General features: G+C 66.5%; 24 protein-coding genes. 12 read left to right on the top strand and 12 right to left on the bottom strand.

Features of this window, described 5'->3' with window-relative positions; translation table 11 throughout:
• Window positions 1–30: 30 nt before the first annotated feature.
• Both GUY23_RS00615 and GUY23_RS00610 read right to left on the bottom strand, forming a co-directional pair.
• Window positions 31–1,317 (bottom strand): beta-ketoacyl-[acyl-carrier-protein] synthase family protein, encoded by a 1,287-nt coding sequence (locus tag GUY23_RS00615; protein WP_166968762.1) that lies wholly within the window; start codon window positions 1,315–1,317, stop codon window positions 31–33.
• The gene (locus GUY23_RS00610; RefSeq protein WP_166968760.1) at window positions 1,314–2,939 is read right to left on the bottom strand and encodes a class I adenylate-forming enzyme family protein; all 1,626 of its coding nucleotides are present in this window, start codon (window positions 2,937–2,939) and stop codon (window positions 1,314–1,316) included. Before GUY23_RS00610 ends, GUY23_RS00615 begins: the two co-directional genes overlap by 4 nt.
• Window positions 2,940–3,161: 222 nt before the next feature.
• Between GUY23_RS00610 and GUY23_RS00605 the strand changes: the two genes are divergently transcribed.
• From GUY23_RS00605 to GUY23_RS00595, 3 genes are read left to right on the top strand one after another with little or no spacing between them, the layout of a single operon-like run.
• Complete coding sequence (locus tag GUY23_RS00605; RefSeq protein ID WP_166968758.1) at window positions 3,162–3,770, top strand: TetR/AcrR family transcriptional regulator; 609 nt, start codon at window positions 3,162–3,164, stop codon at window positions 3,768–3,770.
• The gene (locus tag GUY23_RS00600; RefSeq protein WP_166968756.1) at window positions 3,767–4,108 is read left to right on the top strand and encodes a DUF6204 family protein; all 342 of its coding nucleotides are present in this window, start codon (window positions 3,767–3,769) and stop codon (window positions 4,106–4,108) included. Before GUY23_RS00605 ends, GUY23_RS00600 begins: the two co-directional genes overlap by 4 nt.
• Complete coding sequence (locus GUY23_RS00595) at window positions 4,105–4,551, top strand: helix-turn-helix domain-containing protein (protein WP_166968754.1); 447 nt, start codon at window positions 4,105–4,107, stop codon at window positions 4,549–4,551. Before GUY23_RS00600 ends, GUY23_RS00595 begins: the two co-directional genes overlap by 4 nt.
• On the opposite strand, the gene GUY23_RS00590 is transcribed toward GUY23_RS00595, so the two are convergent.
• From GUY23_RS00590 to GUY23_RS00580, 3 genes are all read right to left on the bottom strand, one after another.
• Entirely contained in the window at window positions 4,466–5,695 is a 1,230-nt protein-coding gene (locus GUY23_RS00590; RefSeq protein ID WP_166968751.1) for an MFS transporter, read from the bottom strand. The two genes, GUY23_RS00595 and GUY23_RS00590, sit on opposite strands and share 86 nt — an antisense overlap.
• A 143-nt stretch (window positions 5,696–5,838) precedes the next feature.
• On the bottom strand, window positions 5,839–7,305 hold the full coding sequence (locus GUY23_RS00585; RefSeq protein ID WP_166968749.1) for an amino acid permease: 1,467 nt from the start codon (window positions 7,303–7,305) through the stop codon (window positions 5,839–5,841).
• A 69-nt stretch (window positions 7,306–7,374) separates the two neighbouring features.
• Window positions 7,375–8,076 (bottom strand): FadR/GntR family transcriptional regulator, encoded by a 702-nt coding sequence (locus GUY23_RS00580; protein WP_166968747.1) that lies wholly within the window; start codon window positions 8,074–8,076, stop codon window positions 7,375–7,377.
• A gap of 140 nt (window positions 8,077–8,216) precedes the next feature.
• Here GUY23_RS00580 and GUY23_RS00575 point away from each other — a divergent pair, with 140 nt between their 5' ends.
• Window positions 8,217–8,924, top strand: a complete 708-nt coding sequence (locus tag GUY23_RS00575) for a DUF402 domain-containing protein (RefSeq protein ID WP_166968745.1) — start codon at window positions 8,217–8,219, stop codon at window positions 8,922–8,924.
• Window positions 8,925–9,062: 138 nt separating this feature from the next.
• Here GUY23_RS00575 and GUY23_RS00570 read toward each other — a convergent pair whose 3' ends face one another.
• Window positions 9,063–10,457, bottom strand: coding sequence for an NAD-dependent succinate-semialdehyde dehydrogenase (locus GUY23_RS00570; RefSeq protein ID WP_166968743.1), 1,395 nt, complete (start codon window positions 10,455–10,457; stop codon window positions 9,063–9,065).
• Between the two features lie 299 nt (window positions 10,458–10,756).
• Window positions 10,757–11,773: a 1-aminocyclopropane-1-carboxylate deaminase gene (locus GUY23_RS00565; protein ID WP_166968741.1), complete on the bottom strand. Its 1,017-nt coding sequence runs from the start codon at window positions 11,771–11,773 to the stop codon at window positions 10,757–10,759.
• A 125-nt stretch (window positions 11,774–11,898) separates the two neighbouring features.
• Here GUY23_RS00565 and GUY23_RS00560 point away from each other — a divergent pair, with 125 nt between their 5' ends.
• The 8 genes from GUY23_RS00560 (at window position 11,899) to GUY23_RS00525 (ending at window position 19,417) form a co-directional block, all read left to right on the top strand.
• A complete protein-coding gene (locus GUY23_RS00560; protein WP_166968739.1) occupies window positions 11,899–12,558 on the top strand; it encodes a GntR family transcriptional regulator in 660 nt (219 codons plus the stop codon).
• Window positions 12,559–12,722: 164 nt separating this feature from the next.
• A complete protein-coding gene (locus GUY23_RS00555; protein WP_166968737.1) occupies window positions 12,723–13,733 on the top strand; it encodes an alpha/beta hydrolase family esterase in 1,011 nt (336 codons plus the stop codon).
• A gap of 85 nt (window positions 13,734–13,818) precedes the next feature.
• Window positions 13,819–14,529 (top strand): FadR/GntR family transcriptional regulator, encoded by a 711-nt coding sequence (locus GUY23_RS00550; RefSeq protein ID WP_166968735.1) that lies wholly within the window; start codon window positions 13,819–13,821, stop codon window positions 14,527–14,529.
• Window positions 14,526–15,323 carry a creatininase family protein gene (locus tag GUY23_RS00545; RefSeq protein WP_166968733.1) on the top strand — a complete coding sequence of 266 codons (798 nt, stop codon included), beginning with the start codon at window positions 14,526–14,528 and terminating at the stop codon, window positions 15,321–15,323. The genes GUY23_RS00550 and GUY23_RS00545 overlap by 4 nt, the downstream gene beginning before the upstream one ends.
• A 146-nt stretch (window positions 15,324–15,469) precedes the next feature.
• Window positions 15,470–17,008, top strand: a complete 1,539-nt coding sequence (locus GUY23_RS00540; RefSeq protein ID WP_166968731.1) for an AbgT family transporter — start codon at window positions 15,470–15,472, stop codon at window positions 17,006–17,008.
• A 347-nt stretch (window positions 17,009–17,355) separates the two neighbouring features.
• Window positions 17,356–17,970, top strand: a complete 615-nt coding sequence (locus GUY23_RS00535; protein WP_166968729.1) for a DUF6230 family protein — start codon at window positions 17,356–17,358, stop codon at window positions 17,968–17,970.
• Entirely contained in the window at window positions 17,970–18,575 is a 606-nt protein-coding gene (locus GUY23_RS18455; protein WP_208085421.1) for a DUF6114 domain-containing protein, read from the top strand. The genes GUY23_RS00535 and GUY23_RS18455 overlap by 1 nt, the downstream gene beginning before the upstream one ends.
• Window positions 18,572–19,417: a hypothetical protein gene (locus GUY23_RS00525; protein ID WP_166968727.1), complete on the top strand. Its 846-nt coding sequence runs from the start codon at window positions 18,572–18,574 to the stop codon at window positions 19,415–19,417. Before GUY23_RS18455 ends, GUY23_RS00525 begins: the two co-directional genes overlap by 4 nt.
• A gap of 120 nt (window positions 19,418–19,537) precedes the next feature.
• On the opposite strand, the gene GUY23_RS00520 is transcribed toward GUY23_RS00525, so the two are convergent.
• The 5 genes from GUY23_RS00520 to GUY23_RS00500 form a co-directional block, all read right to left on the bottom strand.
• A complete protein-coding gene (locus GUY23_RS00520) occupies window positions 19,538–20,296 on the bottom strand; it encodes a type 1 glutamine amidotransferase (RefSeq protein ID WP_166968725.1) in 759 nt (252 codons plus the stop codon).
• Between the two features lie 147 nt (window positions 20,297–20,443).
• Window positions 20,444–21,220: a 3-oxoacyl-ACP reductase gene (locus GUY23_RS00515; protein ID WP_166968723.1), complete on the bottom strand. Its 777-nt coding sequence runs from the start codon at window positions 21,218–21,220 to the stop codon at window positions 20,444–20,446.
• 44 nt (window positions 21,221–21,264) lie between these two features.
• The gene (locus tag GUY23_RS00510) at window positions 21,265–22,632 is read right to left on the bottom strand and encodes an aldehyde dehydrogenase family protein (RefSeq protein WP_166968721.1); all 1,368 of its coding nucleotides are present in this window, start codon (window positions 22,630–22,632) and stop codon (window positions 21,265–21,267) included.
• Complete coding sequence (locus tag GUY23_RS00505; protein WP_166968719.1) at window positions 22,629–23,420, bottom strand: gamma-glutamyl-gamma-aminobutyrate hydrolase family protein; 792 nt, start codon at window positions 23,418–23,420, stop codon at window positions 22,629–22,631. Before GUY23_RS00505 ends, GUY23_RS00510 begins: the two co-directional genes overlap by 4 nt.
• A complete protein-coding gene (locus GUY23_RS00500; RefSeq protein WP_166968717.1) occupies window positions 23,401–24,819 on the bottom strand; it encodes a glutamine synthetase family protein in 1,419 nt (472 codons plus the stop codon). The genes GUY23_RS00505 and GUY23_RS00500 overlap by 20 nt, the downstream gene beginning before the upstream one ends.
• Window positions 24,820–24,859: the final 40 nt, after the last annotated feature.

Below are 24,859 nucleotides of genomic sequence, written 5' to 3'. Positions count from 1 at the left end.
GGCGAGGTTGAGTTCGGGCACGGCAGCTCATCAGCGCCTCGGCCGCCGCAGAATGATCGCGCCGTTGTGCCCGCCGAAGCCGAACGACGTTGATAAGACGGTGTTCACGGCCGCCTCGGCGAGGTCCGACCCCTCTCTCAATTCACAGGCGTGGCCTGCGACGATGTCCCATTCGGGGAACTCGTTGTCGGCGAGGTTGAGCGTCGGGGGCAGCGTCTGATCCCGCATCGTCATGATCGCAATGATCGCCTCGAGGACCCCGGAGGCGCCGAGCAGGTGCCCCGTCGACGATTTCGTCGCCGAGATCGGGATGCTGCGCCCGTCCTCACCCAGCGCCGAGTCGAACGCGGCGAGTTCCGCGCGATCCCCGGCAGGCGTGCCCGTGGCGTGGGCGTTGATGTGGTCGATATCGCCGGGTTCCAGCCCTGCGTCGTTCAATGCCTGCACCACCGCCGAGGCGGCTCCCCGTCCGCCCGGATGCGGGTTCGTCGGGTGGTGAGCATCGCTGGCGGCGCCGAATCCCGCGAGCTCGGCCAGCGGCATCGTCCCACGTGAGGCCGCCGAGTCCGCGGATTCGAGGAGGATCGCGGCGGCACCCTGGCTCATGACGAACCCGCTGCGGTCGCGGTCGAAAGGTCGGCTGGCCGCAGTCGGGTCGTCCTCGAACCCGGCGGCTAGGGCGCGCATGTTCGCGTTCGAGGCGAGGTTGACCGGGCCGAGGCAGTCCTCCATGCCGACGACGAGCAGGGCATCGGCGTAGCCGTGGCGAATCCGGCGCATCGCCTCGCCGAGGCCGATCGCCCCGGACGCGCAGGTCGCCGAGACTCCCTGTCCGGGGCCGCGGAGGTCGAAGCGCTGGCTGATCAGCGCGGCCGCGGAGTCCGGTGCCCCGTGGATGGCGAGAGTGAGCGGGACACCGCGGGGTCCGCCCGCGTCGAGGGCGCGAGTGGCCCCCTGCGTGGCATCGACAGGTCCGGAGCCGGTGGCGGCGATGACGGCAGTGGAATCGCGGTCCCATGGCAAATCGTCGGCGGGGACCGGGATTCCTGCCTGCGCGAACGCCTGATCGGCGGCGGCGATGGCCCAGTGCTGAACGGGGCTCAGCCGGCGGGCGAGCGCTCGGGGCAGGACCGCCTCGGCGTCGAAATCTCTGATCTGCCCGCCGATCCGCACGGCGAGGTTCTCGAACTGCTCACCCTTGAGGACGTCGATGGCGCTGGTTCCGGAGCGCACGGAATCCCAGAGGGTTTCGGGATCCTGCCCGCTGGGGGTGATCGCGCCGAGTCCGGTGACGACGACGTTGCGCTCGGCGCTCACAGTCGCACTCCCAGTCCGCTCATGATCAGCTCAACGGTTTCGGCCCGCCGAATCTTCCCGCCGACGGTCCGCGGCAGTCGGTCGAGTGCATAGAACCGACGCGGCACGAACTGTGGGGCCAGCTGGGCGCGGGCGTGAGCGAGGAGTTCGGCCTTGTCGGGTATGCCGGACTGCCGGGGAACGTCGTCCGAGGCGGATTCTGCGGAATCTGGTTCGATGACGAGCGCAACAATGCTGCCGAGGCTCTCATCGGGAAGCGCGATCGCGCACACCTCACCGAGGCGGGGCTGGCGATCACGTGCAGACCCACCGTCGCCGGCGACCTCACCGTCGCCCTCGCTCCCGACCGGTGAGAACGTCTCGAACGCCCGCTCCACCTCAGGCAGGGACACCTTGTGCCCTCCGGTGATGGCGATGTCTCCGGCGCGCCCGGCCAGCTGGAGCAGGCCGTTCTCGATCCGGCCCTGGTCGCCGACGCTGGCCCAGCCGTCGGGTCCTTGCAGCTGGGCGTCGGTCGTGCCGGTGACGTAGCCGTAGGAGCAGGCGGCGGCCTTGATCCACAGGGTGCCGATCTCGCCGTCGGGCAAAGGCACTCCGTCGTCGCCGCGGACTTCGGCGCCGATCGTGTCGTAGACGGTGATCCAGGTGCCGTCACCGTCGCGGCTGTCGCCGATGAATCCGATTTCGGCGGCACCGTAATAGCTGATCAACCGGGTATCGGGCAGTACCTCGCCGAGGCTGCTGCGGATGCTCGCCGGCAGGTTCGCTCCCCCGGTGACGACGAGGTCGAGACCGCGGAATCGTTCGGGTGAACGGCGGGCCGCCTCGGCGATGGCACGCACCACGGCGGGAACGGCGACGATGCGGGTGATGTCTTCGTGGGCGATGCGCGCGCCCATGGTGAAGGGGTCGAACTCGTCGGCGACGTGGACGCTGCCGCCGGTGGCGAGGCTCTCGATGACGGCGTAGAGGGTGAGGCTGTAGGACACAGGGCCGGGGGCGAGCGTGGCCACGCCGGGGAAGGGTGCGAGATGGGCCGAGGAGACGGCGACATTGTCGCGGTACTGCCGGCGGGTCTTGATGAACGCCTTCGGGTTGCTCGTCGTGCCCGAGGAGAAGAGCATGAGGAACGGTTCGGCATCGTCACGGACGGTCGGTGGTGCGGTCTCGGCGAGGTCGATCGCGGCCTCCCACGCGTGGAACTCGGCGGCGGTGATGACGGTTCCGGTCCAGTTCGCGGAGGCGAGCGCCTCGGCGAGTTCGGTCGAGCCGCTGATGACGACCCCGATTCCGGTCGTCACGATGACACCGACCTGGTGACTCAGCGGCCAGCGGGGATCGATGGTCGCCGAGACCGCGCGGAAGCCGGCGAGCCCGGCGATGATCCGGGAGGTCTCATACGCCGAGGTGAGGCTCACGGCCGTGATCGGGATGCCCTGAGTCTCGGGGGCCGGGGTCGGAGGATCTTCCTGCTCGGCGTGGAGGGCGTCGACGGCGGTGTACATCCTTCGCGAGTCCTCGACGAGATCGGCGTAGGTGAGCACCTGATCGAAGGCGCCGAGGATGGCGAGCTGGTTGGGACGCGTCCGCGCGACGTCGAGGATCGTTGAAGTGATGGGCAAATCGGACCTCCCAAGTTCCCAGCGTTCTATCGGAGCAAGCGGCGGCGGAGCACCATGGCCGCCTGCCGGTGCTGAGTCACCGAACCGGCACAGTCACCGAGTCGGCACATCGACGCACAGTGCCGACCGTTCTCACAGTACAACGTGGCCGGCATCGCCTCAGCACCGAGCTCAATTTGAGATACTTTGCAGTATTAGGATACTTCCATGTATTCTGATTTTATGATCGAATCCCCCACGCCTCGGCTGACGCGTCGAGAGAGCCAGGAACTCACCCGCCGGCGTCTCATCGAATCGGCGGCGACGCTCTTCGCCGACCACGGGGTGCGCGCCACCTCTCTCATCGCGGTCGCGGAGAACGCCGGGTTCAGCCGAGGTGCGGTCCACGGGAATTTCTCCGATAAGGACGAGCTCGCGGCCGCAGTCGTGCAGTTCGTCGTCGAGGACCTCGGCCCCGAACTCGGCCGGGCGCTCAGCTCGCCAGGGTCGGCGAATGACCGGCTCGCGGCCTATATCTCCACGCACATCGACTACTGCCGGCGCGAACCGACTCGAGCCGCGGCCATCATCGCTGCTGTGGGTTACCTCAGCAGATCCGCCGCCGCGGCACCGTCGTATGGCGAGCGTTCCGCTGACTCCGTCGCCGATCTCGTCGCCCTCTTCGAGGACGGACAGCGTCGCGGCGAGATGCGCGACTTCGACCCGATCACGATGGCCCTGTCGCTGCGCTCCGTCCTCGACACAGCCGTACCCACCCACAGCAGCATTGAGGCGAACGAGATCATCGCCCTGTTCGACCACGCCACCCGAGCCGAGGAGGCCCCACAATGACTTGGAATTTCCGCATCACCGTTCGCGGCCGCTTCGCCGAACTCGACGAGGAACAGCGCCGCAGCCTCCGTGCAGCACAGGACGATCACGACATGCTCTCCGCGAGCTTCCCCCGCGAGGGAACGTTCCTCTACACGCCTGAGCTCGTGCACTATCAGCACCGCTACCTGATCACCAGCGATGAGGCGGACCGCGATGACGCTGAAACGCTGGCGAACATCCGAGCCGAGGAGCTCTCTGCCGCCGACCTCGCCGCGCGCGGTCTGAGCGGCAGAACGAAGGGCGTGTCCGCTGTATGCGTCGAAGAATTCAAGGTGCGCCCGAGGTCACGGACATGAGCGATGAATCGCCTGTCGGCTCCAACGCCGATTCGAGCCTCAGGGCCGCACTGGCCCTCGCTGCGGTCGCGAGTTCCCTCGACACCGCGATCGGCGCCGCGCTCTCGCGTGTGGGGCTCAGCTTCACCGACCTCCGCCGGTTGCGCGTCATCGGTGCACACCCACAGGGACTGACCCGAGAGGATCTCGCCGAGGTGATGGGTGAGCCCCGGTCACAGACCATCCGCTCCAGCGCCCCTCTCGTCAAACTCGGCTGGCTCTCCCGCCGGGAGTCCGGTGAGTTCGTCCTCACCGACAGCGGACACCACCTCGTCGATCAGGCCGAAGGCATCGCCGAGAAGGCGGCCGACCGCTGGTTCACGGACTCCGGTCTGAGTCCGACAGAGGTGATCGCGAGTGCGAGGGGACGGTCAGCACCCGAGTCCTCCCCCGCTGCACGCTGAGGCAGAGCAGCGCGGCGGCGACCATGGCGACACCCGCCGCTGGCATCAGGACACCGGTGTCGACTCGATGCAGGGCGGCGAAGGCCGCTACGCCGGCGGCCCCTCCGAGATTGCGTGCGGTGCTTCCCGCGCCCGAGGCGAATCCCGGTCTCTGCGGCAGGGCGTGCATGGCCGCTGCCACGATCGCGGGCATGAGGATCCCGACGCCGATCGCCCAGACGACCAGAGCGAGCGACAGCCCCCACAGGCTCGGCCCGGAGACCGTCAGACCCGTCAGCCCGAGACCCGATCCGCCCACGATGAGTCCCAGCGCGCTGGTCTTCCACACGCCGAGGCGGTCGCTGATCTTACCGGACAGCGCGCCGAAGAACGGCAGCGGCACCAGCGCTGGAAGTGTGGCCAATCCGGCCTGGAACGGACTCAGACCACGAACGTCCTGGAAGTACTGGGTGAGGAGGAACAGGGAGCCGAGGATGCAGAAGTTCAGCAGACCCGCGACGAGGCAGGCGAGGCCGAGCCTGGTGCGCGACGGCTGCGAGGACTCGGACCGCCCGGTCTCACGGGCCGCGCCGCTGCTGTTCGGGTGCGGCCCCGGCGTTGCCGGGTGATGGGCGAATATCGGCACGAGCGCCACAATGATGATCGGCAGGTTGAGCCAGAAGACCGCTCTCCAGTTGCCGAGTTCGACGAGCAGCCCTCCCAGCAGCGGGCCCAGCGGCAGGGCGATCCCGCCCAGGGCCGCCCAGAGTCCGACGAGTGTGTTCCGCTCACGGTCGTCGACCGCTGATTCGGAGAGCATCGCAAGGGTCCCAGCCATGCTCGCGGCCGCTCCCACACCCTGGAGGGCCCGCGAGGCGATGAGCAGTCCGATCGCCGGCGACAGCGAGCAGGCCAGGGATCCGAGGAAGAAGCAGAGGAACCCGAGCACCACGACCCGGCGGTGGCCCCACCGATCCCCGATCACCCCGAACGGGAGCAGCAGCACCGCCAGGATGAGGGTATAGGCGTTGACGACCCCGGCCATCCCCGCCTGACCGGCCTGGAGGTCGGCGTTGATCTGCGGCAGTGCGACATTGACCACCGTCACATCGAGGAGGACGAGGAAGTACCCGGCGCACAGGCCGAGAACGAGCGTTCTGGGCATCTGCCTGCCTCATTCGTGGGTTCGCTCAGCGGTCAGGGACGCCACAGACGCTATCGGGCGCCGAGGTGGGTGTCGAGGTTCCGACGAACCTCACTCGCCGGGCCCGCGAATGCGGTGAGCTGCTCACGGTTGAGCCGGCCCGTTCACATCTCGAATTCGACCTGCTCCCCCGCCTCGGCGATGGCTCGGATCCGCTTCCGGCAGGCGAACCAGCCGATGACCATGCACACCGAGGCGACGATCGTCACGACCAGCGTCGCCGGGGAGTCGGCGAAGACCATGACGAGGATGACGGCGAGGAACAGCAGGGTGGCATATCCGGAGTACGGCGCACCGATCATTCGGAACGACGGGCGCTCCAGCCGACCCCTATCGGCCCAGCGTTTCAGCCGCATCTGGCACAGCACGATCATTCCCCAGGTGAGGATGATGCCCACCGAGGAGATGCTGAGGACGATCTCGAACGCATCGGTCGGCAGCAGGTAGTTGAGCGGCACACCGAGGAGGGCGACGACGGCGGTGATGACGATCCCGCCGTAGGGAACGCCGTTGCGGTTCATCCGCTGTGCGAACCGCGGGGCGGATCCGGCCACCGACATCGACCGCAGGATGCGGCCGGTCGTGTAGAGCCCGGCATTGAGCGAGGACAGGGCTGCGGTGAGGACGACGAGGTTCATCGCGGTGTCGGCACCCTTGATCCCGATGAAGGAGAAGAAGGTGACGAACGGGCTCTCGCCGTCGGCATAGGCGGTGAAGGGCAGGAGGAGTGCGAGCAGGGTGAGCGAGCCGACGTAGAAGATCGCGATGCGCAGGATCACCGAGTTGATGGCCTTGGGCATCACTTTCTCGGGGTGCTCGGTCTCCCCGGCCGCAGTGCCGACGAACTCGATCGAGGCGTAGGCGAAGACGACGCCCTGCATGAGGATGATCGCCGGCAGCGCTCCGTTGGGGAAGATGCCGCCGTTGTCGAGGATCATGGAGAATCCCGGATCGTGTCCGGCGACGGGGGTGCCGAAGATGAGGAAACCGAGACCGACGATGAGGAACGCGACGAGGGCGGCGACCTTGATGAGCGCGAACCAGAACTCGAGTTCGCCGAAGACCTTGACCGAGATGACATTGAGTCCGAGCACCAGGACGAGCGCGATGAGTGCCCACGTCCACTGCGGAACGTCGGCGATCCAGGCGACGTACCGGCCGAAGAAGCCCATGTAGAGTGCGGCCGCGGTGATGTCGACGATCGCCGTCGTCGCCCACACCAGCCAGTAGAACCAGCCGGAGATGAACGCGGCCTTCTCGCCGAAGAACTCGCGGGCGTAGGAGACGAACGACCCCGTCGTCGGGCGGTGGAGGACGAGTTCGCCGAGCGCGCGGAGGATGAGGAAGGCGAAGAATCCGCACACCGCGTAGGAGAGCACGATCGAGGGCCCCGCCTCGTGGAGTCGTCCGCCAGCACCGAGGAAGAGGCCGGTGCCGATGGCCCCGCCGATCGCGATCATCTGCACCTGGCGCGGCGCCAGGTTCTTCTGATAGCCGGAGTCTTCCCTGGTCAGGTGTGATTCCGCCGCCGAGGTGGTCCCCGGGTCGGTCTCGATGGTCGGGTCAGTCATAGGTGTCCTGATTCGTTGAGTACAGATGGTCGTGGTGAGTGCAGTGAGTCAGCCGCTCGGCGGGGGAGGTCAACCGCTCGGCTGGGCCGCGAGACCGGTGACGGCGATCGCGACCTTCGCAAGGTGATCGGCCATCGCCTCGCGGGCGCGCTCCGCGTCCCCGGCCTCGATCGCGCGGACGATCTCCGCATGTTCGATCTCGGAGTCCGGTTGCCGGCTGGCGGTGAGGTTGAGCAGCTCGGACTGCGCGGTGAGCGCTCCGCGGAGCTCGGCGATGACGCCTTCGAACACCCGGTTTCCGCTGGCCCGGGCGATGGCGATGTGGAGTTCGCCGTCGAGCTCGACCCAGCCGCGCGGGCTCGGTTCGGCACTCATCGACTTCAACAGGGCGTGGAGACGATCGAGGTCGGCCTCGGTGCGGCGGGTCGCCGCGAGTTCGGCGGCGGGCACCTCGATGTGCGGTCGGGCTTCGTGGAGATCGCGGGAGGAATAGTCGCCGAGGTGGAGGCCGGTCTCCGGGGCGATGGCGATGACGTACGTGCCGCTGCCGGTCTTCGTCTCGGTCAGCCCGAGCGTGGCCAGGGAGCGCAGGGCCTCACGGATGACCGGGCGGCTCACGGCATAGCGGTCTGCGAGCTTGGCCTCGGAAGGCAGTCGTTCTCCCACCGGGAACGTGCCGTCGGTGATTTCAGCGCGGAGCCTGCGCACCACTCCCTCGCCCGCGGACAGGCGTTCGACGGCAGTGGGAACAGCGTCGCGGTCGGGGCTCATGTCCGCTCCTCCAACTCGATCCGGTCGTTGATCGTCACACAGCCCGCCACAGAAACCTGTCAAGCTGTCAGACAGATTGCACTGTAGCTCAGGTCACGGTGTGAGTGTCAACTCACGTCGGAATCCGGGACAATCGAGGCATGTGCAGAACAGAGAGTTCGGGCGAAGCAGTGGATTCGGACGAAACAGGGAGCCGGGAGGAATCAGAGCAACGGCGCTGGCGCCGAGGCGACCAGATCCTGTGGACCTACACGAACCCGGCTCATCCCGGACTGTACGATCAGCGTCCGGTCACCGTCATCGCCGACGATGAACGCCATCTCGCGGTGTGGCTCGAATCGGGAACCCGCATGCTCCATCACGTGCTTGCCGACGGTGCTGGCATCCGCACCGCTGACGGGCCGGACCGGTTCGGCGCACCCCGGGCCCAGGGCGTCAAAGAATGGCAGGGTCCGGGAATCGTCGCCGTGTTCCAACCGGGCACGGACTACTCAGTGTGGTTCTTCGAAACACCCTCGGGCCGCCGCGACTCGTACTACGTCAATCTCGAGGATCCCTTCACCCGCTTCGACCGCGGCATCCGCACCGCCGACCACGTCCTCGACATCGTCGTCGATGCGCAGGGTCGGTACCAGCTCAAGGATGAGGACGAGCTCGAGTTCGCCCGTGAGGCTGGGATGTTCTCTGATGAGAAGGTCGCTCGCATCCGCGCGGCCGCCGATTCAGCGCTCGAGGACATCGAAGCCTGGCGCTTCCCCTTCGACTCCGACTATTCGGACTTCCGCCCGGACCCCACCTGGCCTGTGCCGCAGCTGCCCGCCGCGGCGAGCTGGGACTTCGAGAGCTGAGCGCCGCGGCCTGCTTGCGCCGTGGCGCCAAGTGCCGAAACAACGGTGGAGCGCCGAAACCCCGGTGCGCACACCGTTGTCTCGACGCTCCACAGCTGTCTCGGCGAGGGCCGGCTTCACCAGCCCTCAGCCGCAGCCTCAGTCGGCCACGTAGTACATCCGCTTGTTGACGAACTCGTCCATGCCGTAGGGGCCGAGCTCGCGGCCGAAGCCCGAGCGCTTGGTTCCGCCGAACGGGATCTCCGCGCCTTCACCGGCCGGGGTGTTGACGTTGGACATGCCGACGTCGAGGCGCTGAGCGAGCTTCGCAGCCCGCTCCTCGTCCTTGGAGAACACAGCACCACCGAGGCCGAAGCGCGAATCATTGGCCAGCGCCAGTGCCTCATCGTCACTGGTCACCTTGTACACGGTGGCCACGGGACCGAAGAGCTCCTCGCGGAAGGCGTCCATGTCAGAGGTGACCCCGGTGAGCACGGCCGGCGAGACGTAGGCCGAACCGTCGGCGGCGAGTTCGCCGCCGACGAGCGTCGCACCCTGCTCGACGGCGCGGTCGAGCTGCTTGCGCAGATTCTCGGCGGCCGAGCGGGAGGACAGGGGCGAGTATTTGCCGTCCCCAGCCTCGGCGGGGGTGCCCTTCTCCCACGACTTCGCCCGTTCGGTCAGGCCGGACACGAAGTCGTCGTAGATGTCGTCCATGACGATCATCCGCTTGTTCGCGTTGCAGACCTGGCCGGTGTTGTACAGGCGGGTGCCCCAGGCGGTGTCGACGGCCTCGTTGAGGTCATCGGTGTCGAGGATGATGTAGGGATCGGAGCCGCCGAGCTCGAGCACGGCCTTCTTCAGATACTTGCCGGCGGTCGCGGCCACGGCCGATCCGGCGCGCTCGGAGCCGGTCAGGGACACGCCCTCGACGCGGTCGTCGGCGATGATCGTCTCGATCTGCTCGTGGGTGGCGTAGATGTTGGTGTACACGCCCTCGGGGATGCCGGCTTCCTTCATGAGTTCGGCGATCTTCGCCGAGGAGCGGGGGCAGATCTCCGCGTGCTTGAGGATGATCGTGTTGCCGAGCACGAGGTTCGGAGCCGCGAAGCGGGCGACCTGGTAGTAGGGGAAGTTCCAGGGCATGATGCCCAGCAGCGCGCCGACGGGGCGGCGCTGGATGAAGGCCTTGCCTCCGGACATCGACTCGATGGGCTCGTCGGCGGCGAACTTCGGTCCGTTGTCGGCGTAGTAGTTGAAGATGGCTTCGCAGAACTCGGCCTCTTCCTCGCCCTCGGCGGTGGGCTTGCCCATCTCCTCGGCGATGATCTCGGCGAGTTCGGACTTGCGCTCACCGAACAGTGCGGCGACCTTGTTGACGATGGCCGCACGCTCTTCGATGGTCTTCTCGCGCCAGCTCAGGTATCCCTCGTGCGCGGAGCCGAGGACCTGCTGGATCTCCTCGTCGGTCGCATTGTCGAACTTCTCGACGACTTCACCGGTGGCCGGGTTCTCGACACGGTAGCCGCCTGCGGCACTGCCTACGTTGCTCATTCCAGACTCCTTCGACTTCGGGCGCCTGTTGGCGCCGGTTAGGCAATCGCATACCTGTTCGCCGCCGAAATCGACGGATTGCGTATGCCTGCCTCACACGCTATCAATCCGTGACCTGCGCAACAAGTGCCGGAACCTGGGGGAATCATCAGTCTCCGATCGCTCGGGACACCATCGCCGAGGTTGTGCGGATTCCGAATCCGATCCGACGGAATCCGCACAGCCACCTCGGCGCGGCCGGGAGGCTCAGCCGGCGCCGTCGCCCGCAGACGATCGCGGAGTTCAGGAGGTCGAAAAGCTCAGAAGATCGAGGAGTAGGCGTTGAGCGCCAGCTGCCCGCCGAGGTGGGCGTAGAGCACGGTCGAATCCTTGCCGATCGTGCCGCCTCCGACGAGATCGATGAGTCCGGCCATCGACTTGCCCTCGTAGACGGGGTCGAGGATGACGCCTTCGAGCTGGGCGGTGGTACGGATCGCGTTCACGGTCGACTCGTCGGGGATGCCGTAGGCGGGGCCCTCCCAGCCGGAGCGGATGTCGACGTCGTCATCGGTGATCTCGCGGCCGAGACCGATGAGTTCGGCAGTGGTGTTTGCGATCCGTTTGACTTGAGCGTGCGTCTTCTCGAGCGTGGCGGAGGCGTCGATGCCGATGACGTTGCGCTGGGGTCCGCCGGCGGCCTCAAGGGCGGCGAATCCGGCGATCATGCCGGCATGGGTCGAGCCGGTCACGGTGCACACGACGATGGTGTCGAAGAAGACGCCGAGTTCCTTCTCCTGTTCGGCGACCTCGTAGGCCCAGTTCGCGAAGCCGAGTCCGCCGAACTTGTGTTCGGAGGCCCCGGCGGGAATCGGGTAGGGCGTGCCGCCTGACTCTTCGACCTCGGCCAGGGCGTTCTCCCAGCTCGAGCGGATGCCGATGTCGAAGCCGGCCGAGTCGAGACGGACGTCGGCGCCCATGATGCGGGAGAGCTCGATATTGCCGACCTTGTCGTTGCCGGGGTCCTCCCAGTCGACCCAGCGCTCCTGGACGAGGCGGGCCTTGAGTCCGAGGTGGGCAGCGACGGCAGCGACCTGGCGGGTGTGGTTGGACTGGTAGCCGCCGATCGAGACGAGGGTGTCCGCGCCCGAGGCAAGGATGTCGGGGACGATGTACTCGAGCTTGCGGGTCTTGTTGCCGCCGAAGGCGAGGCCGGAGTTGACGTCCTCGCGCTTGGCCCAGATCCGGGCCCCGCCGAGGTGGTCGCTCAGTCGATCGAGCGTGTGCACGGGGCTCGGCCCGAAAGTCAGCGGGTAGCGCTCGAAATCGGTGATGGCCATGATGTCCTCTGTTCTCTTGGGGCGCGGATCTTGCGACGGTGCGGACCACCGGTTGCAATATGCAATATATTGCATTCCGGTCGCGCCTACAATGAGTGAAGACCACTCGAACGAAAGGGCCGAGCATGCCGATCCCCACGGACTCACCGGCAGCGCACCGCACCCTGCTCCGCGACGACGTCTACCGCTCGATCCGCGACGCCATCGTCCGCGGCCAGCTCGCTCCGGGCGAGCAGCTCCGCGATCAGGAACTCGGCGCGTGGCTGCGGGTCTCCAGAACCCCGGTACGCGAGGCACTGCAGCGCTTGGCGCAGGCGGGACTCGTCATCGCGCAGCCCGGACGAATGACCCGCGTCGCACCGGAGAACCCCGAGGCCATCGTCCACGCCCGTCAGATCGCGGCACAGCTGCACGCCCTCGCGATGGACCTCGCCTTCCCCCACCTCACAGAGGGCGACCTCGTGGAGATGGAGCAGGCGAATGACCGACTGCGCAGCGCGCTGACATCGAACGACATCGACTCAGCGATCGCCGCCGATGACGACTTCCACGAGGTGGCTCTCCTCCGGAGCGGAAATCCGCTCATCCCCGATCACCTCGAGGTCGTCACAGCCAATCTGCGCCGAGCCGAGTTCCTCCACTTCGAATCGATGAAGGGTTCGGCCTCGCCCGAACAGCACCTCGAGATCATCGCCGCCGTCCGCGCCGGAGACCACGCACACGCCGTCGAGCTGACAAGTGCGAACTGGTCGACAATCGCGGAGAATCCGTCGCACAGCGACTGAATTCCGCAGAGTCACTGACTTCCGCAGAGATCAGGACCACAGATGCCGGAAAGCTCAGCCGACCTGTCTTGGATCGGCCGGCTCCACCCCACGCAATTCTTATAGTCATCTAATGACTTGTGTTAGAGTCCTCTTCACGATCACCGACGATCAAAGGACTGAGCATGTCATCGACGACGAAACGCATCACCACCACTCTGCTTGCGGTCACCGCAAGCCTCGCATTGCTGACGGGAACCGTCGGACCAGCGACGGGAGCCTCGCCCACCGAGCAGGCCTTCCCCGCCGCGCCATCGGCCGGCTGCGGCACCGAGCAGACTCCAGGCAATGACGAACGGACGATCACCTCGGACGGTGAAGAACGCAGCTATCGGATCAACATTCCCCGCGACTATGACGCCTCGGCCCCGCTTCCGCTCGTCCTCGGATTCCACGGCAACGGCTCCGACGGCGCCGAGTTCCAGAACTACACGGGCCTGCCGACGCTGCCGGCGATCACAGTCTTCCCCGACGGCGACCTCACAGACGGCAAACGCTCCTGGCAAGGCGCTCCGTATGCCAGCGGCGCAGATGACGTCGCATTCGTCGCCGATCTGCTCGATTCGATCGAGTCCGAACACTGCATCGACCTCAATCGCGTCTTCGCCACCGGCAAGTCGAACGGCGGCGGACTGGTCTCGGTGCTCGCCTGCCACCTGCGCGATCGCTTCTCAGCCTTCGCTCCCGTCGCCGGCGCCTATTACCCGCAGTCGACCGAGGACTGCGACGACAAGACGGCGACGCCCGTCCTCGCCATCCACGGCACCGGGGACGAGACGATGCACTACGACGGAGGCGAGCGCCAAGGCGAGACCTACCCCGGCGTGCGCGAATGGATCCAACCCTGGGTCGAGGCCGCAGGCTGCCGAGTGATGACCGAACGCAACATCGGACGGAAGGGCGAAGACGTCACCCGCACCCGCTGGACGAAATGCGCCGGGCAGGCCGGGAGCTCCGGAAAGCCCAGAAAATCCGCCGAGGTCGAGCTCTATTCCGTCGCCGACGGAGGGCATGTCTGGCCCGGTGAGGTCGTCTACAGCGGCGGCGGATACGTCACCGAGCACTTCTCGGCGACGGACACGGTCTGGGCCTTCTTCCGCAGTCACCCGGGCGCAACGCAGGGACCGACTCAGTGACCGCCCAGAACTCCGAACAGAAGTGACCGTTGACACACCCGACGTCAAAGTGATTAGATGACTTAAACACTTAAAGGAGAGTGCAATGCCAGCAGCATCCATCGGACTCGTCGAACGCCTCACTCGCGAAATCGTCGAGACCATCCGCACCGAGGATCTCCAGCCCGGGCAGAGCCTGCCCTCGGCGAAGGTCCTCGCCGAGCGGTTCGAGGTCACCGTGCCCACAGTCCGCGAGGCGCTGCGCCGCCTCGAGGCCACCGGCTCGGTCGAGCTCAAGCACGGTTCGGGCACCTACGTCCGCGAAGCGATCAACCGTCGCATCCTCGACAATCCGCACTATGTGCCCGTCGATCTCGCCGCGGCAATCGAACTCCTCGACGCACGCATCGCCATCGAACCCGGCATCGCCGAGCTCGCCGCCTCCGTCCAGGACGCCGAGGCGGTGGCCGCGATGACCTCGGCGCTGGACAATGCTCTCCAGGTCGAGACCGCCGTGCCTGCCGGACACTTCCACGTCGAACTCGCCCGGGCCTCGGGCAACCGCGCCCTGCACGAGATGCTCGTGTCCCTGCTCGCGATCCACTCGCGCACTCAGCAGGCGGCACGCACCACCTACGACCGCCTGCGCGACCACGACGAGCACGCCGACATCCTCGACGCGATCCGCCGCGGCGACGGCTTCGAAGCCGCCCACCGCACCCGCAAGCACCTCGAGGCGATCAAGACCGCGGTCCTCGCCGACTGGACCGACGATCCTGACAACGAAGGACCTGACACAGAAGGGCCCCAGCGATGACCCGTCCCACGCTCACGAGCATCCGCCCGCACGTCCGTGACTACGCCGAACTCACCTCCCTCGAGGTCGAGGTGGCCAAGGAGCGCGGCAGCCTCCTCATCCTGCCGGTCGGCGCGACCGAACAGCACGGCGACGGCCTGCCGTTGGGCACCGACAGCATCCGCGCCGACCACGTCGCCCGCGCCGTCGTCGACCGCCTCCACGAAGAGGGCAGTGCCTTCGTCCTGCCGAGCATCGACTACGGCGTCTCCCCGCACCACCGGTTCCTGCCCGGCACCATCAACATCGGCCCCAGGCTCTTCGTCGACTTCGTCACTTCGGTGGCGAGTCAGCTCGCCGACGCCGGCTTCGACAAGATCCTCGTCATCACCGGCCACGGCGGAAACATGGCCGCCCTCGGTGTCGCCCAGCAGACCCTGCTCGGGACCCACCCGGATCTCGTCTTCGCCTACTCCCCCGTCTCCGCCCTGGCTGCTGAGGCGACCGCGGCCCTGCCTCGCACAGAGGTCAGCGGCCACTGCGGGGAGTCCGAGACCTCGCAGATGCTCGCCATCGATGAGCGGTCGGTCGACACCGCCCACCTCAACCCCGGGGCCACGGCACTGTCCGATCTCGGCCCGCGTGCCCGGCTGAGCAGGACGAAGTCGCCGTCGACGGCGGTGTCGTTCGACCGCTACGCCGAGAACGGGGTCCTGGGCGATCCGCGGACGGCCACGGCCGCGGCCGGGGAGGGCATCCTCGGCGAGGTCATCGACACACTCGTCGCCTACTGCCGGGAGATGCAGAGACTCTAACCAGCCCACCCGCACCACCGATCTTTCCGAACCAGACCACCCACTTTTCCAGACCAATGGAGTTCACGGGCCCAGCCGAGTCCTGCCCGAAGACTCCCCCGGACCGGCCCACCCGGACCGTTCCGCCGGACCCTCAGGAGCCCGCCATGGAAACGACCACGACCACCACGAAGAATTCCGAGCAGGAGAAGCTCCCGCTCGTCATCCGCGCCCTCAACGTCATCGAGGTCGTCGGCAACAAGCTGCCGAACCCGTTCTGGCTGTTCTGGATCCTCGCCGCGATCCTCGCCGTGTGCAGCCTCATCCTCTCCGCCGTGGGCGCCGGGGTGAAGGATCCGGGCACCGGCGATTGGACCCCGGTGCACAATCTGCTCAGCGGCGACGGCGTCGCAATGGCCGTGAACACCGCGCTCGACGCATACCAGTCCTTCCCACCGCTGATCACGATCATGGTCGTCATCATGGGCGTGGCCCTGGCCGAGCGCACCGGCCTGCTGTCGACGGCGATGAAGGTCTCGATCGCCCGCGTCCCGGCCGGACTCATCGTCTTCACGGTCGCGTTCATGGGCACCGTCTCCCACGTCGCCTCGGCGGCGGCCTACGTCATCCTGGTCCCGCTCGGCGGAATGGTGTTCAAGGCCGTGGGCCGCTCCCCCGTCCTCGGCGTCATCGTCGCCTACACCTCGATCGCCTCAGGTTACGATGCGAGCCCGATCCCGACTCCCAACGACGCGATCTTCGCGGGGATCACGACCGCTGCGGCGCACATCATCGACCCCGACTACATCGTCACTCCGATCGGCAACTGGTACTTCAACATCGCCAGCTCGATTCTGCTCGCCATCGTCATCACCATCGTCACCGAGCTCGTGCTGACCAAGCGGGACAACCTCGAGGCCGATGAGGACGCCGAATACGACGACCTCGTCATCTCCGACAAGGAGCGTTCGGCGCTGCGCCTGGCCATGTTCGCCGTCATCGCCGCTGTCATCGCCATCGTCGTCCTCGTCGTCCCCGACGGCGCACCGCTGCGCGGCGACGGTCCGTTCGGCGAGTCCCCGTTCCTCACCGGCATCGCCTTCCTCATCGCCCTGCTCTTCGGCATCGGCGGCATCGTCTACGGCTTCCGCGTCGGCGAGATCGAGACCTGGTCCGACGTCCCGAAGCTCATGGGTCAGGGGCTGGCGTCGATCGCCGGCGTCCTCGTCCTTTTCTTCGCCATCGCCCAGTTCCTCGAGTACTTCGAGTGGACGAACATCGGCATCCTCGTCTCCGTCTCGGTCTCCGAGCTCTTCACCGGCCTCGGCCTGCCGATTTGGGTCGTCTTCGTCCTCGTCCTGCTCGTCCTCTCCGTCGTCAATGTGCTCATCACCTCCGGTTCGGCGATGTGGGCGATCATGGCCCCGGTCATCGTGCCGCTGCTCATGCTCCTCGAGGTCCCACCCGAGACCTCACAGGCGATCTTCCGCATCGCCGACTCAGGGTCGACGGCGATCACTCCGATGAGTCCCTACTTCATCCTCGCGCTCGGCTTCATGCAGAAGTACCAGAAGAACGCCGGCATCGGCACGCTCGCCTCACACACCCTCCCTCTGGCCGTGTGCATGACGATCAGCTGGAGCCTCCTGTTCTTCCTCTGGTGGGGCCTGGGCATCCCTCTCGGCCCCGATGCGCCGGTGCGCTGATCCCCAGGACCTGCGGCGCCCTCGCCGAGGCGGCCGAACCGAGCACACCTCGACGCGCCGTTCTCTGCGATGAATCTGAAAGACGCCGATTCAGTCGGAACCGACAACGCCTCTCTCCGAGAGGGGCGGCCGCCTCACCAGTGACCTGGGGCAATACCCCCTCGGGCGTCACCGACAGTCGGACCCCACCCGACGAACCCAGCATCGCGCAGCCACGTACGGCGGGCCGGCGCGAAATTCGCGGTTGACGCGAAAACTACGGGCACGATACTGTCGGGTAATACCCCGTAGTAACATATGTCACAGTTGCCATGCCGACGCAGCCGTCGGACTCCAGAGGAGGATCAATGAAGTTCCCGAAGTTTGAAGCCATCCGCAAGCTCGGCAAATCACATACAGGGCGGGTCGCCATGCTCGCGATTCCGACGGGAGTCGTCTCCGCTCTGCTCATGGGCGGGGTGGCCCAGGGAGCGGTTCCGGTTTCGTTCGCCATCTCCGGCACGCAGTTCAAGATCTCGTCCTCGCAGCTCGAGGGCACCGGCTTCTCTCAGTACAGCGGCGTCGCCAAGGACGCGGACGGCAAGCAGCACCCGGTCGTCACGGCGAACATCAAGAACGCCACCCTGGAGAACCTCTGCCAGTCGGCAGTCCAGGACACTCCTCTGGGCAAGGCCGGCATCCTCATCAAGGCCGGCGGAAAGGGCACCCCTGCCTCAGCGAAGGATCTGCAGATCGGCATGACCGGGCTCAAGGGCGATGCAGAGTTCAAGAACATCCGCATCGGCGTCGACGCCTCCAAGGTCAACACGAAGGCCAAGGGCAGCAAGGGCGACTTCTCGCAGGACTCCGACACCGTCTCGATCAAGGACCTCAAGCAGGATTCCTGGTCGACCACGGCTTCGGTCTTCACCCTCAAGGACATGTCGCTGAAGCTCACTGACGGATCCGAGACGTGCGACTGATGAAGGAATCAGCAGCCAACGGGCACCCGACCGATGAACGGGGGGCCGACGATCAGGAGGCAACCGTGCAGAAGACGAGCCTGCTTGCGCTGTCCCGGCGGAGTCGGCGCGCCGAAGAGCGACGTGCCGATGAGCAGAGCTCCCACCCCGAATCCGACGTCGAGACGGCGGAGTTCGCCGCCGCGACGTCGGATGCGGGAAATGCCGATACAAGCGAGGAAGCCGAGATGAGCGAAGGCGCGGCGAAGCGCGGCGGTTTCAAGCATTGGCGTCGGCAGCGTCCGTTCATCGGCGGCGTGCTCGCTGTGATCGGCGGAATCGAGCTGTTCTTCTCCGGTCAGCTCGACCTCGGCAACATTCAGATCCAGTTCGGCATCGAGGGGCTGCAGGCGACGGTGCTGCCGATCGTCATCGTCGTCCTCGCTCTGCTGACGATCTTCAAGCCTACGCACCATGTGTTCTACGGCATCATCGCCCTCGTGCTCGCTGTCTATTCGCTCATCGGAGTGAATCTCGGCGGGTTCATCATCGGCATGCTCCTGTCGACCATCGGCGCGATTCTCATGATCGCTTGGATGGGACCGCGCGAGGAGGGTTCCGGATGAGGGTACGCAGCCGCCGCACGGCTTCCCTCCTGGCGGCAGCTGCCCTCGTCGTCCCGGCGACACTCGGAGTGGGAACGGTGTCAGCCGCGCAGGCTTCGCCGCTGTGCTTTCTGACGGACACGTGCAAGGATTCCGATTCAGGCGATTCCGATTCGGTCAAGAAGAATCCCGCACCGGCGGGGACGGTCTCGCCGGGCATGCCGACGAAGCCGACGGATGATCCCACCTCGAAGCCCTCTGAGCCCGGAGAGCCGGAGCCTGGCCCGACGGACGAGCCGACGGATGAACCATCGGATTCGGCCTCGCCCGAACCCACCGATCCCGGTGGACTGGGACTCGACGATCCCGACGATGACGGCGACGAGGATTCGGATGAGAAGCTCGACGGCAAGTTCCCGGCGGACGCTCAGCGCGATGACGACGCTCCGGTCTTCACGAAGACGCCCGGGGCGATGGGATCCGAGTCCCTGTCCTTCAAGGGCCTCAAGGGAATCTCGTTCGTCTCCGTGCCGACCTCCGACGGCGGTTCGCTGGTCGTCCTGAAGATCCAGGCCGATGAGATCTCCATCGACGGGTTCTCACTCACGGTGAAACCGCCGGAGGAGGAATACGGACTGGTGACGGTGGCCGACAATATGACGCTGAAAGGCGACGTGACGGTCTACATCGGCTCGATCACCGCGACGACGAAGGACGGGAAGTCACTGACCCTGGGCCCTGACACTCCCCCGGCCCTGGACGACGTCGAGCCGGGTCTGCTGCGAGTCACGATGGGACTCGTCGGCACGACAGGAGATGGGATCTACTACAAGAACGTCGATCAGAAACTCAAGAAGGCCTGATCGATCGAGGGCGGCCGACCTCCGAGTCTCGGCCGACGACGAGGGAAGGCCAAAGAGGGAAGGCCGCGGTTCACACCGCGGCCTTCCCTCTTTGTCAATGCACTTCGTTATATTCGTCCCTCACCTCGAGCGGAGGAAATCGACAAAGGCGGTAGCGAGCCGGCGGCCGCGCGCCACCAGCTCACCGTCGGCGGCTTCGACCTCCGCGATGATCGAATCCACGGTCTTACCCGCCGGGAGGTCGAGGTCGTTCCCGTCGAGCCAGCGTGCGATCTGTCCGGCATCGGTTTCCGGATGGAACTGCGTTCCCCACGCGAAGTCGCCGAGACGATAGGCCTGAACCGGGGCGTCCGAGCCCGTGAAGAGCAGCGCGGCCCCGTCCGGCAGCGCCATCTCCTCCTGGTGGAAGAGGACCGCGGGCATCGCTTCGCCGGCCAGTGACCCGAAGACCGGGTCGGATTCCCCCGCCGAGGTGGCCCCGAGTTCGTAGATCCCGATCTGCGGGTGCGCCCGCCGGGAGATGGGGGCCTCGGCCGCGAGAGCGAGCATCTCCCCGCCGAGACAGATGTTCAGACTCGGGAACTCTCCGCCGATCGAAGCCCGCAACAGGTCTCTGACCTGCGGAAACCACGGATTGTCGGCGTCATCGTTCGGGCCGGCCGACCCACCGAGGACGATGAGCGCATCGAACGCGCCATCACTCTGCGTGCCGTCAGTCTGCAGGCCGAGACCGGTCGGAATCTCCTCGCCGAGGTACGGCCGCGTGACCACCACCTCGGCGCCGGCCTCTTCCAACCACTGCCCGAACCTCTCCGGTCCGGTGCCGTTCTCATGTTCGATGACGAGGATTCTCACGCGCTCCCCACTTCCGATGCTCATGACACCATTCTCACCCATCGGCGGGTACTGCCTCACCGCCCCTCCACTCGCTCATTCAAGGCGAAACGCACCCGTCGACCGGTGCACCGTTGGATGAGTGCGCTCTGCCTTGAACCACGGTGCTGAACCTACTCAGCCGCGCTCAACCTACTCCGCGGTGACGTAGGCGGACGAGATTCCGCCGTCGACGGTGAAGGACGACGCGTTGACGAAGGAGGAGTCGTCGCTGGCGAGGAAGGCCACCGCGGCGGCGATCTCCTCAGGCTCAGCGAAGCGCCCTCCGGGACAGTGGACGAGTCGGCGCTGCGCCTGCACCGGGTCCGAGGCGAAGAGTTCGCGCAGCAGCGGTGTATTCACCGGCCCCGGGCACAGTGCGTTGACCCGGATGCCGTCCTTGGCGAACTGGACACCGAGCTCGCGGCTCATCGACAGGACTCCGCCCTTCGACGCCGAGTACGAGATCTGTGAGGTCGCGGCCCCCATGAGAGCGACGAAGGACGCCGTATTGATGACCGACCCGGACCTCTGCTTGACCATCTGCTCGAGCGCGTATTTGCTGCACAGGTACACGGACGTGAGGTTGACAGTCTGCACCTTCGACCACGCGGCGATGTCGGTGGTGAGGATCGAATTGTCGTCGGTGGGATTGATGCCGGCGTTGTTGAAGGCGACGTCGACGCGGCCGTAGTGCTCGACGGTGCGTGCGAAGAGGTTCTTCACGTCCTCTTCGTCGGCGACGTTGACGCGCACGAAGAGGCCGCCGAGTTCATCGGCGACCTCGGGGCCGCGGACCTCGTCGAGGTCGGCGATGACGACCTTCGCACCTTCCTCGGTCAGCCGGCGGGCGCTGGCCAGCCCGATGCCGGAGGCTCCGCCGGTGATGACGCAGATCTTGTCTGTCAGTCGCGTTGCTGCAGTGGTCATGATTCTCCTGATGTTCGTGGTGGGACTGCTGGTCAGCGTGCCAGTCAGTGCGCTGGTCTGGTGGCGAAGAAGACGTTCTTGACCTCGGTGAATGCGGACACGGCATCGGGGCCGAGTTCACGGCCGAGGCCGGACTGCTTGAACCCGCCGAACGGCGTTGAGTAGCGGACCGAGGAGTGCGAGTTCACCGACAGGTTGCCGGCATCGACTCCGCGGGAGACCCGCAACGCCCGGTCGAGATCGTTCGTCCAGATCGATCCGGACAGCCCGTATTCGGTGTCGTTGGCGATGCGCAGGGCATCGGCCTCGGTGTCGAAGGGGACGACCGAGAGCACGGGGCCGAAGATCTCCTCGCGGAAGTCGGCGGCCCGGACATCCGGCGGGGTGATCACGGTCGGCGGGAACCAGAATCCTGGGCCCTCCGGCGCGGATCCGGTGAAGGCCACCTCGGCGTCGGCGACGTAGCCGGCGACCTTCTCCCGGTGTGCTGCGGTGACGAGCGGTCCCATGTCCGTGTCCTCCAGGCTCGGATCAGCACAGGCGAACGAGCCCACCGACGACTCGAGGGCGGCCATGAAGTCTTCGTAGATCCCACGTTGGACGAGCAGCCGGGACCGGGAGCAGCAGTCCTGGCCCGAGTTGTCGAAGACGCCTCCCGGGGCGGCGGCCGCGGCGGCTGCGACATCGGCGTCGTCGAAGACGATGTTCGCATTCTTCCCGCCGAGTTCGAGGGTGAGGTTCTTCACCTGCGCCGCGCAGCCGCTCATGATCGACTTGCCGACCTCGGTGGATCCGGTGAAGACGATCTTGCGCACGTCGGGGTGGGTGACGAAGCGCTCCCCGACGACGGATCCCTTGCCGGGGATGATCTGCAGCACGCCCTCGGGCAGGCCTGCTTCGAGGGCGAGTTCGCCGAGGCGGATCGCGGTCAGCGGGGTGATCTCTGCGGGTTTGAGGACGACGGTGTTCCCAGCGGCCAGTGCCGGGGCGAATCCCCAGCCGGCGATCGGCATCGGGAAGTTCCAGGGGACGATGACGCCGACGACGCCGAGCGGTTCCGCGAAGGTGATGTTGACGCCGCCGTCGACGGGGATCTGCCGGCCGAAGAGCCTCTCGGGCACCGCCGCAGAGTATTCGAGGACATCGCGGACATTGCCGGCCTCCCACCTGGCGTTGCCGATGGTGTGGCCGGCGTTGGCGACTTCGAGCTGTGCGAGCTCCTCGTTCGCCGCATCGACCCGATCGGCGAAGCGTCGCAGGATCCGGGCCCGATCGGCCGGTGCCACGGTCCGCCAGGACTCGTAGGCCCGCGCCGCCTTCGCAATCGCCCGGTCCGTCTCCTCGAGATCGGCGAGTTCGACGTCGGTGATCGGTTCTTCCGTCGCCGGGTTGATGACCGTGTAGATGCTCACTTCGATGCTCTCCTCGTTGCTCTGTCTGCCATGTGCCGTCGGGCCGCCTCGACGAGGGCGCGCACGACTCGATCGTCACCGGGGTCATGTTCGGGATGCCATTGGACGGCGAAGAGCCAACCCGCGTCGGGGGCCGCCTCGTCGGGGTCGGTATCCGGGGCTCGCTCGATGATTTCGATGAGACCTTCGGGACTGCGTCCCGTCACCCGCAGACCGGCGCCGAGGCGGTCGATCCCCTGATGGTGATAGCAGGGTGCCGTCGTCGCTTCGCCGAGGATCTCGCGGGCGAGCGACCCGGGCTCGGTGGTCACCGAGACCTCCCCGTAGACTCCGGGTGCGGGCTGGAAGTCCGAATGCCCGAGCGATTCCGGCAGGTGCTGGTCGAGCGTGCCGCCTGCCGCGACATTGATGACCTGGAGTCCCCGGCAGATGCCGAGCACGGGCAGGCCGCGCTCGTGCGCAGCGGCCAGCAGCATGGTCTCGCTCGCGTCGCGGAACGGGTGGGAGACGGTCGTCTCATGTGGAGTCTGACCGTACGCGGCGGCATCGACGTCGGCTCCGCCCGCGAGCAGGATTCCGTCGACGCGGTCGAGCACGGCCGAGGTCTGACCATGCGGCGGCAGCAGCACGGGGATCGCCCCGCAGGCGGCGACCATGCGCACATAGTCGGCCGGGATGAGGGCCGCCTCGGTGTCCCAGACTCCCCACTGCGCCCGCTGCAGATAGCAGCTGACGGCAATGACGGGTGTCCTCGGTTCGGCAGCAGGTTCAGAGTCGTTCGAAGCCACGGAGCCTCTCCCAGTCGGTCACGGTCGAATTGTAGGCGTCGAGTTCGATGTCGGCGGCGTGCACGTAGTGGCGGACGACGTAGTCGCCGAAGGCGTCCTCGGCGATCTGTGAGCCCTCCAATCGGTCGCGCGCTCCCTGGAGTGTGGTGGGCAGGCGGTCGGCACCGGCGGTGTAGGCGTTGCCTTCGGTGATCGCGGGCAGTTCGAGGCCGTTCTCGATCCCGTGGAGTCCCGCCGCGATGAGCGCCGAGGTGGCGAGGTACGGGTTGAGATCGGCCCCGCCGACCCGGCATTCCACGCGCAGCGAGGGTCCCGAACCGACGACGCGGAAGGCGCAGGTTCGATTGTCGAAGCCCCAGGCGACGGCGGTCGGGGCGAACGAGCCTTCGACGAAGCGTTTGTACGAGTTGATGTTCGGGGCGAAGAAGTACGTGAAATCCTCGATGCAGGCCAGCTGACCGGCGATGAACTGCTCCATGAGAGTGGAGAAACCGTGCTCGCGGTCTCCGACCATGACCATGTCGCCCTCATCCGAGCGGAAGCTCAGATGGATGTGGCACGAGGAGCCCTCTTTCTGGTCGTACTTGGCCATGAAGGTGATCGACTTGCCGTGCTGGGCGGCGATCTCCTTCGCGCCGTTCTTGTACACCGCGTGATCGTCACACGCCTTGAGTGCGGGCTGGTAGCGGAACGTGATCTCATGCTGACCGAAGTTGCATTCGCCCTTCGCTCCTTCGACGAAGAGTCCGGCCCCGGCCATCGAATTGCGGATGTCGCGCAGCAGCGGTTCGACGCGGGCGGTGCCGAGCAGGGAATAGTCGACGTTGTACTGGTTCGAGGGCGTGACCTCGGTGTATTTCGAGGCGAAGGCCTCTTCGTAGCTCGAATCGAAGGTGATGAATTCGAGTTCGGTGCCGACATGCGCGCTCAGTCCGTGCTCGGCGAGGCGGGCGAGCTGGCGCTTGAGGATCTGCCGCGGGGAGGGCGCCACCTCGGTGCCGGTGGTCGTCAGGAGGTCGCAGTTGACCATCGCACTGCCTGGCTGCCAGGGGAGGAGACGCAGGGTCGTAAGGTCGGGTTTCATGACCATGTCGCCGTAGCCGGTCTCCCACGACGAGACCTCGTAGCCGTCCACGGTGTCCATGTCGACATCGACGGCGAGCAGATAGTTGCAGCATTCGGAACCGTGGTCCATGACGTCTTCGAGGAAGAACTGGACGCCGAGTCTTTTGCCCTGCAGGCGGCCCATGTGATCAGTGATGGCGACGACCACGGTGTCGATCGTGCCCTCATCGGCGAGGCGGCGGAGCTCGTCGACGGTGAGCGGATCGGCTTGGATCGACCCTCGGGACGTCCTCTGCGGTGAGGTGGGCGAGGTGGGTATCGGAATCTCGGTCATACGTCGTTCCTTTGCTGTGCGGGGTGGTTGAAGGTGGGTC

It is taken from the genome of Brevibacterium atlanticum (assembly GCF_011617245.1).
Lineage (GTDB): Bacteria > Actinomycetota > Actinomycetes > Actinomycetales > Brevibacteriaceae > Brevibacterium > Brevibacterium atlanticum.
Note: the sequence above shows the minus strand (reverse complement) of the source record. Positions and strands in the feature narration are given on the sequence as shown.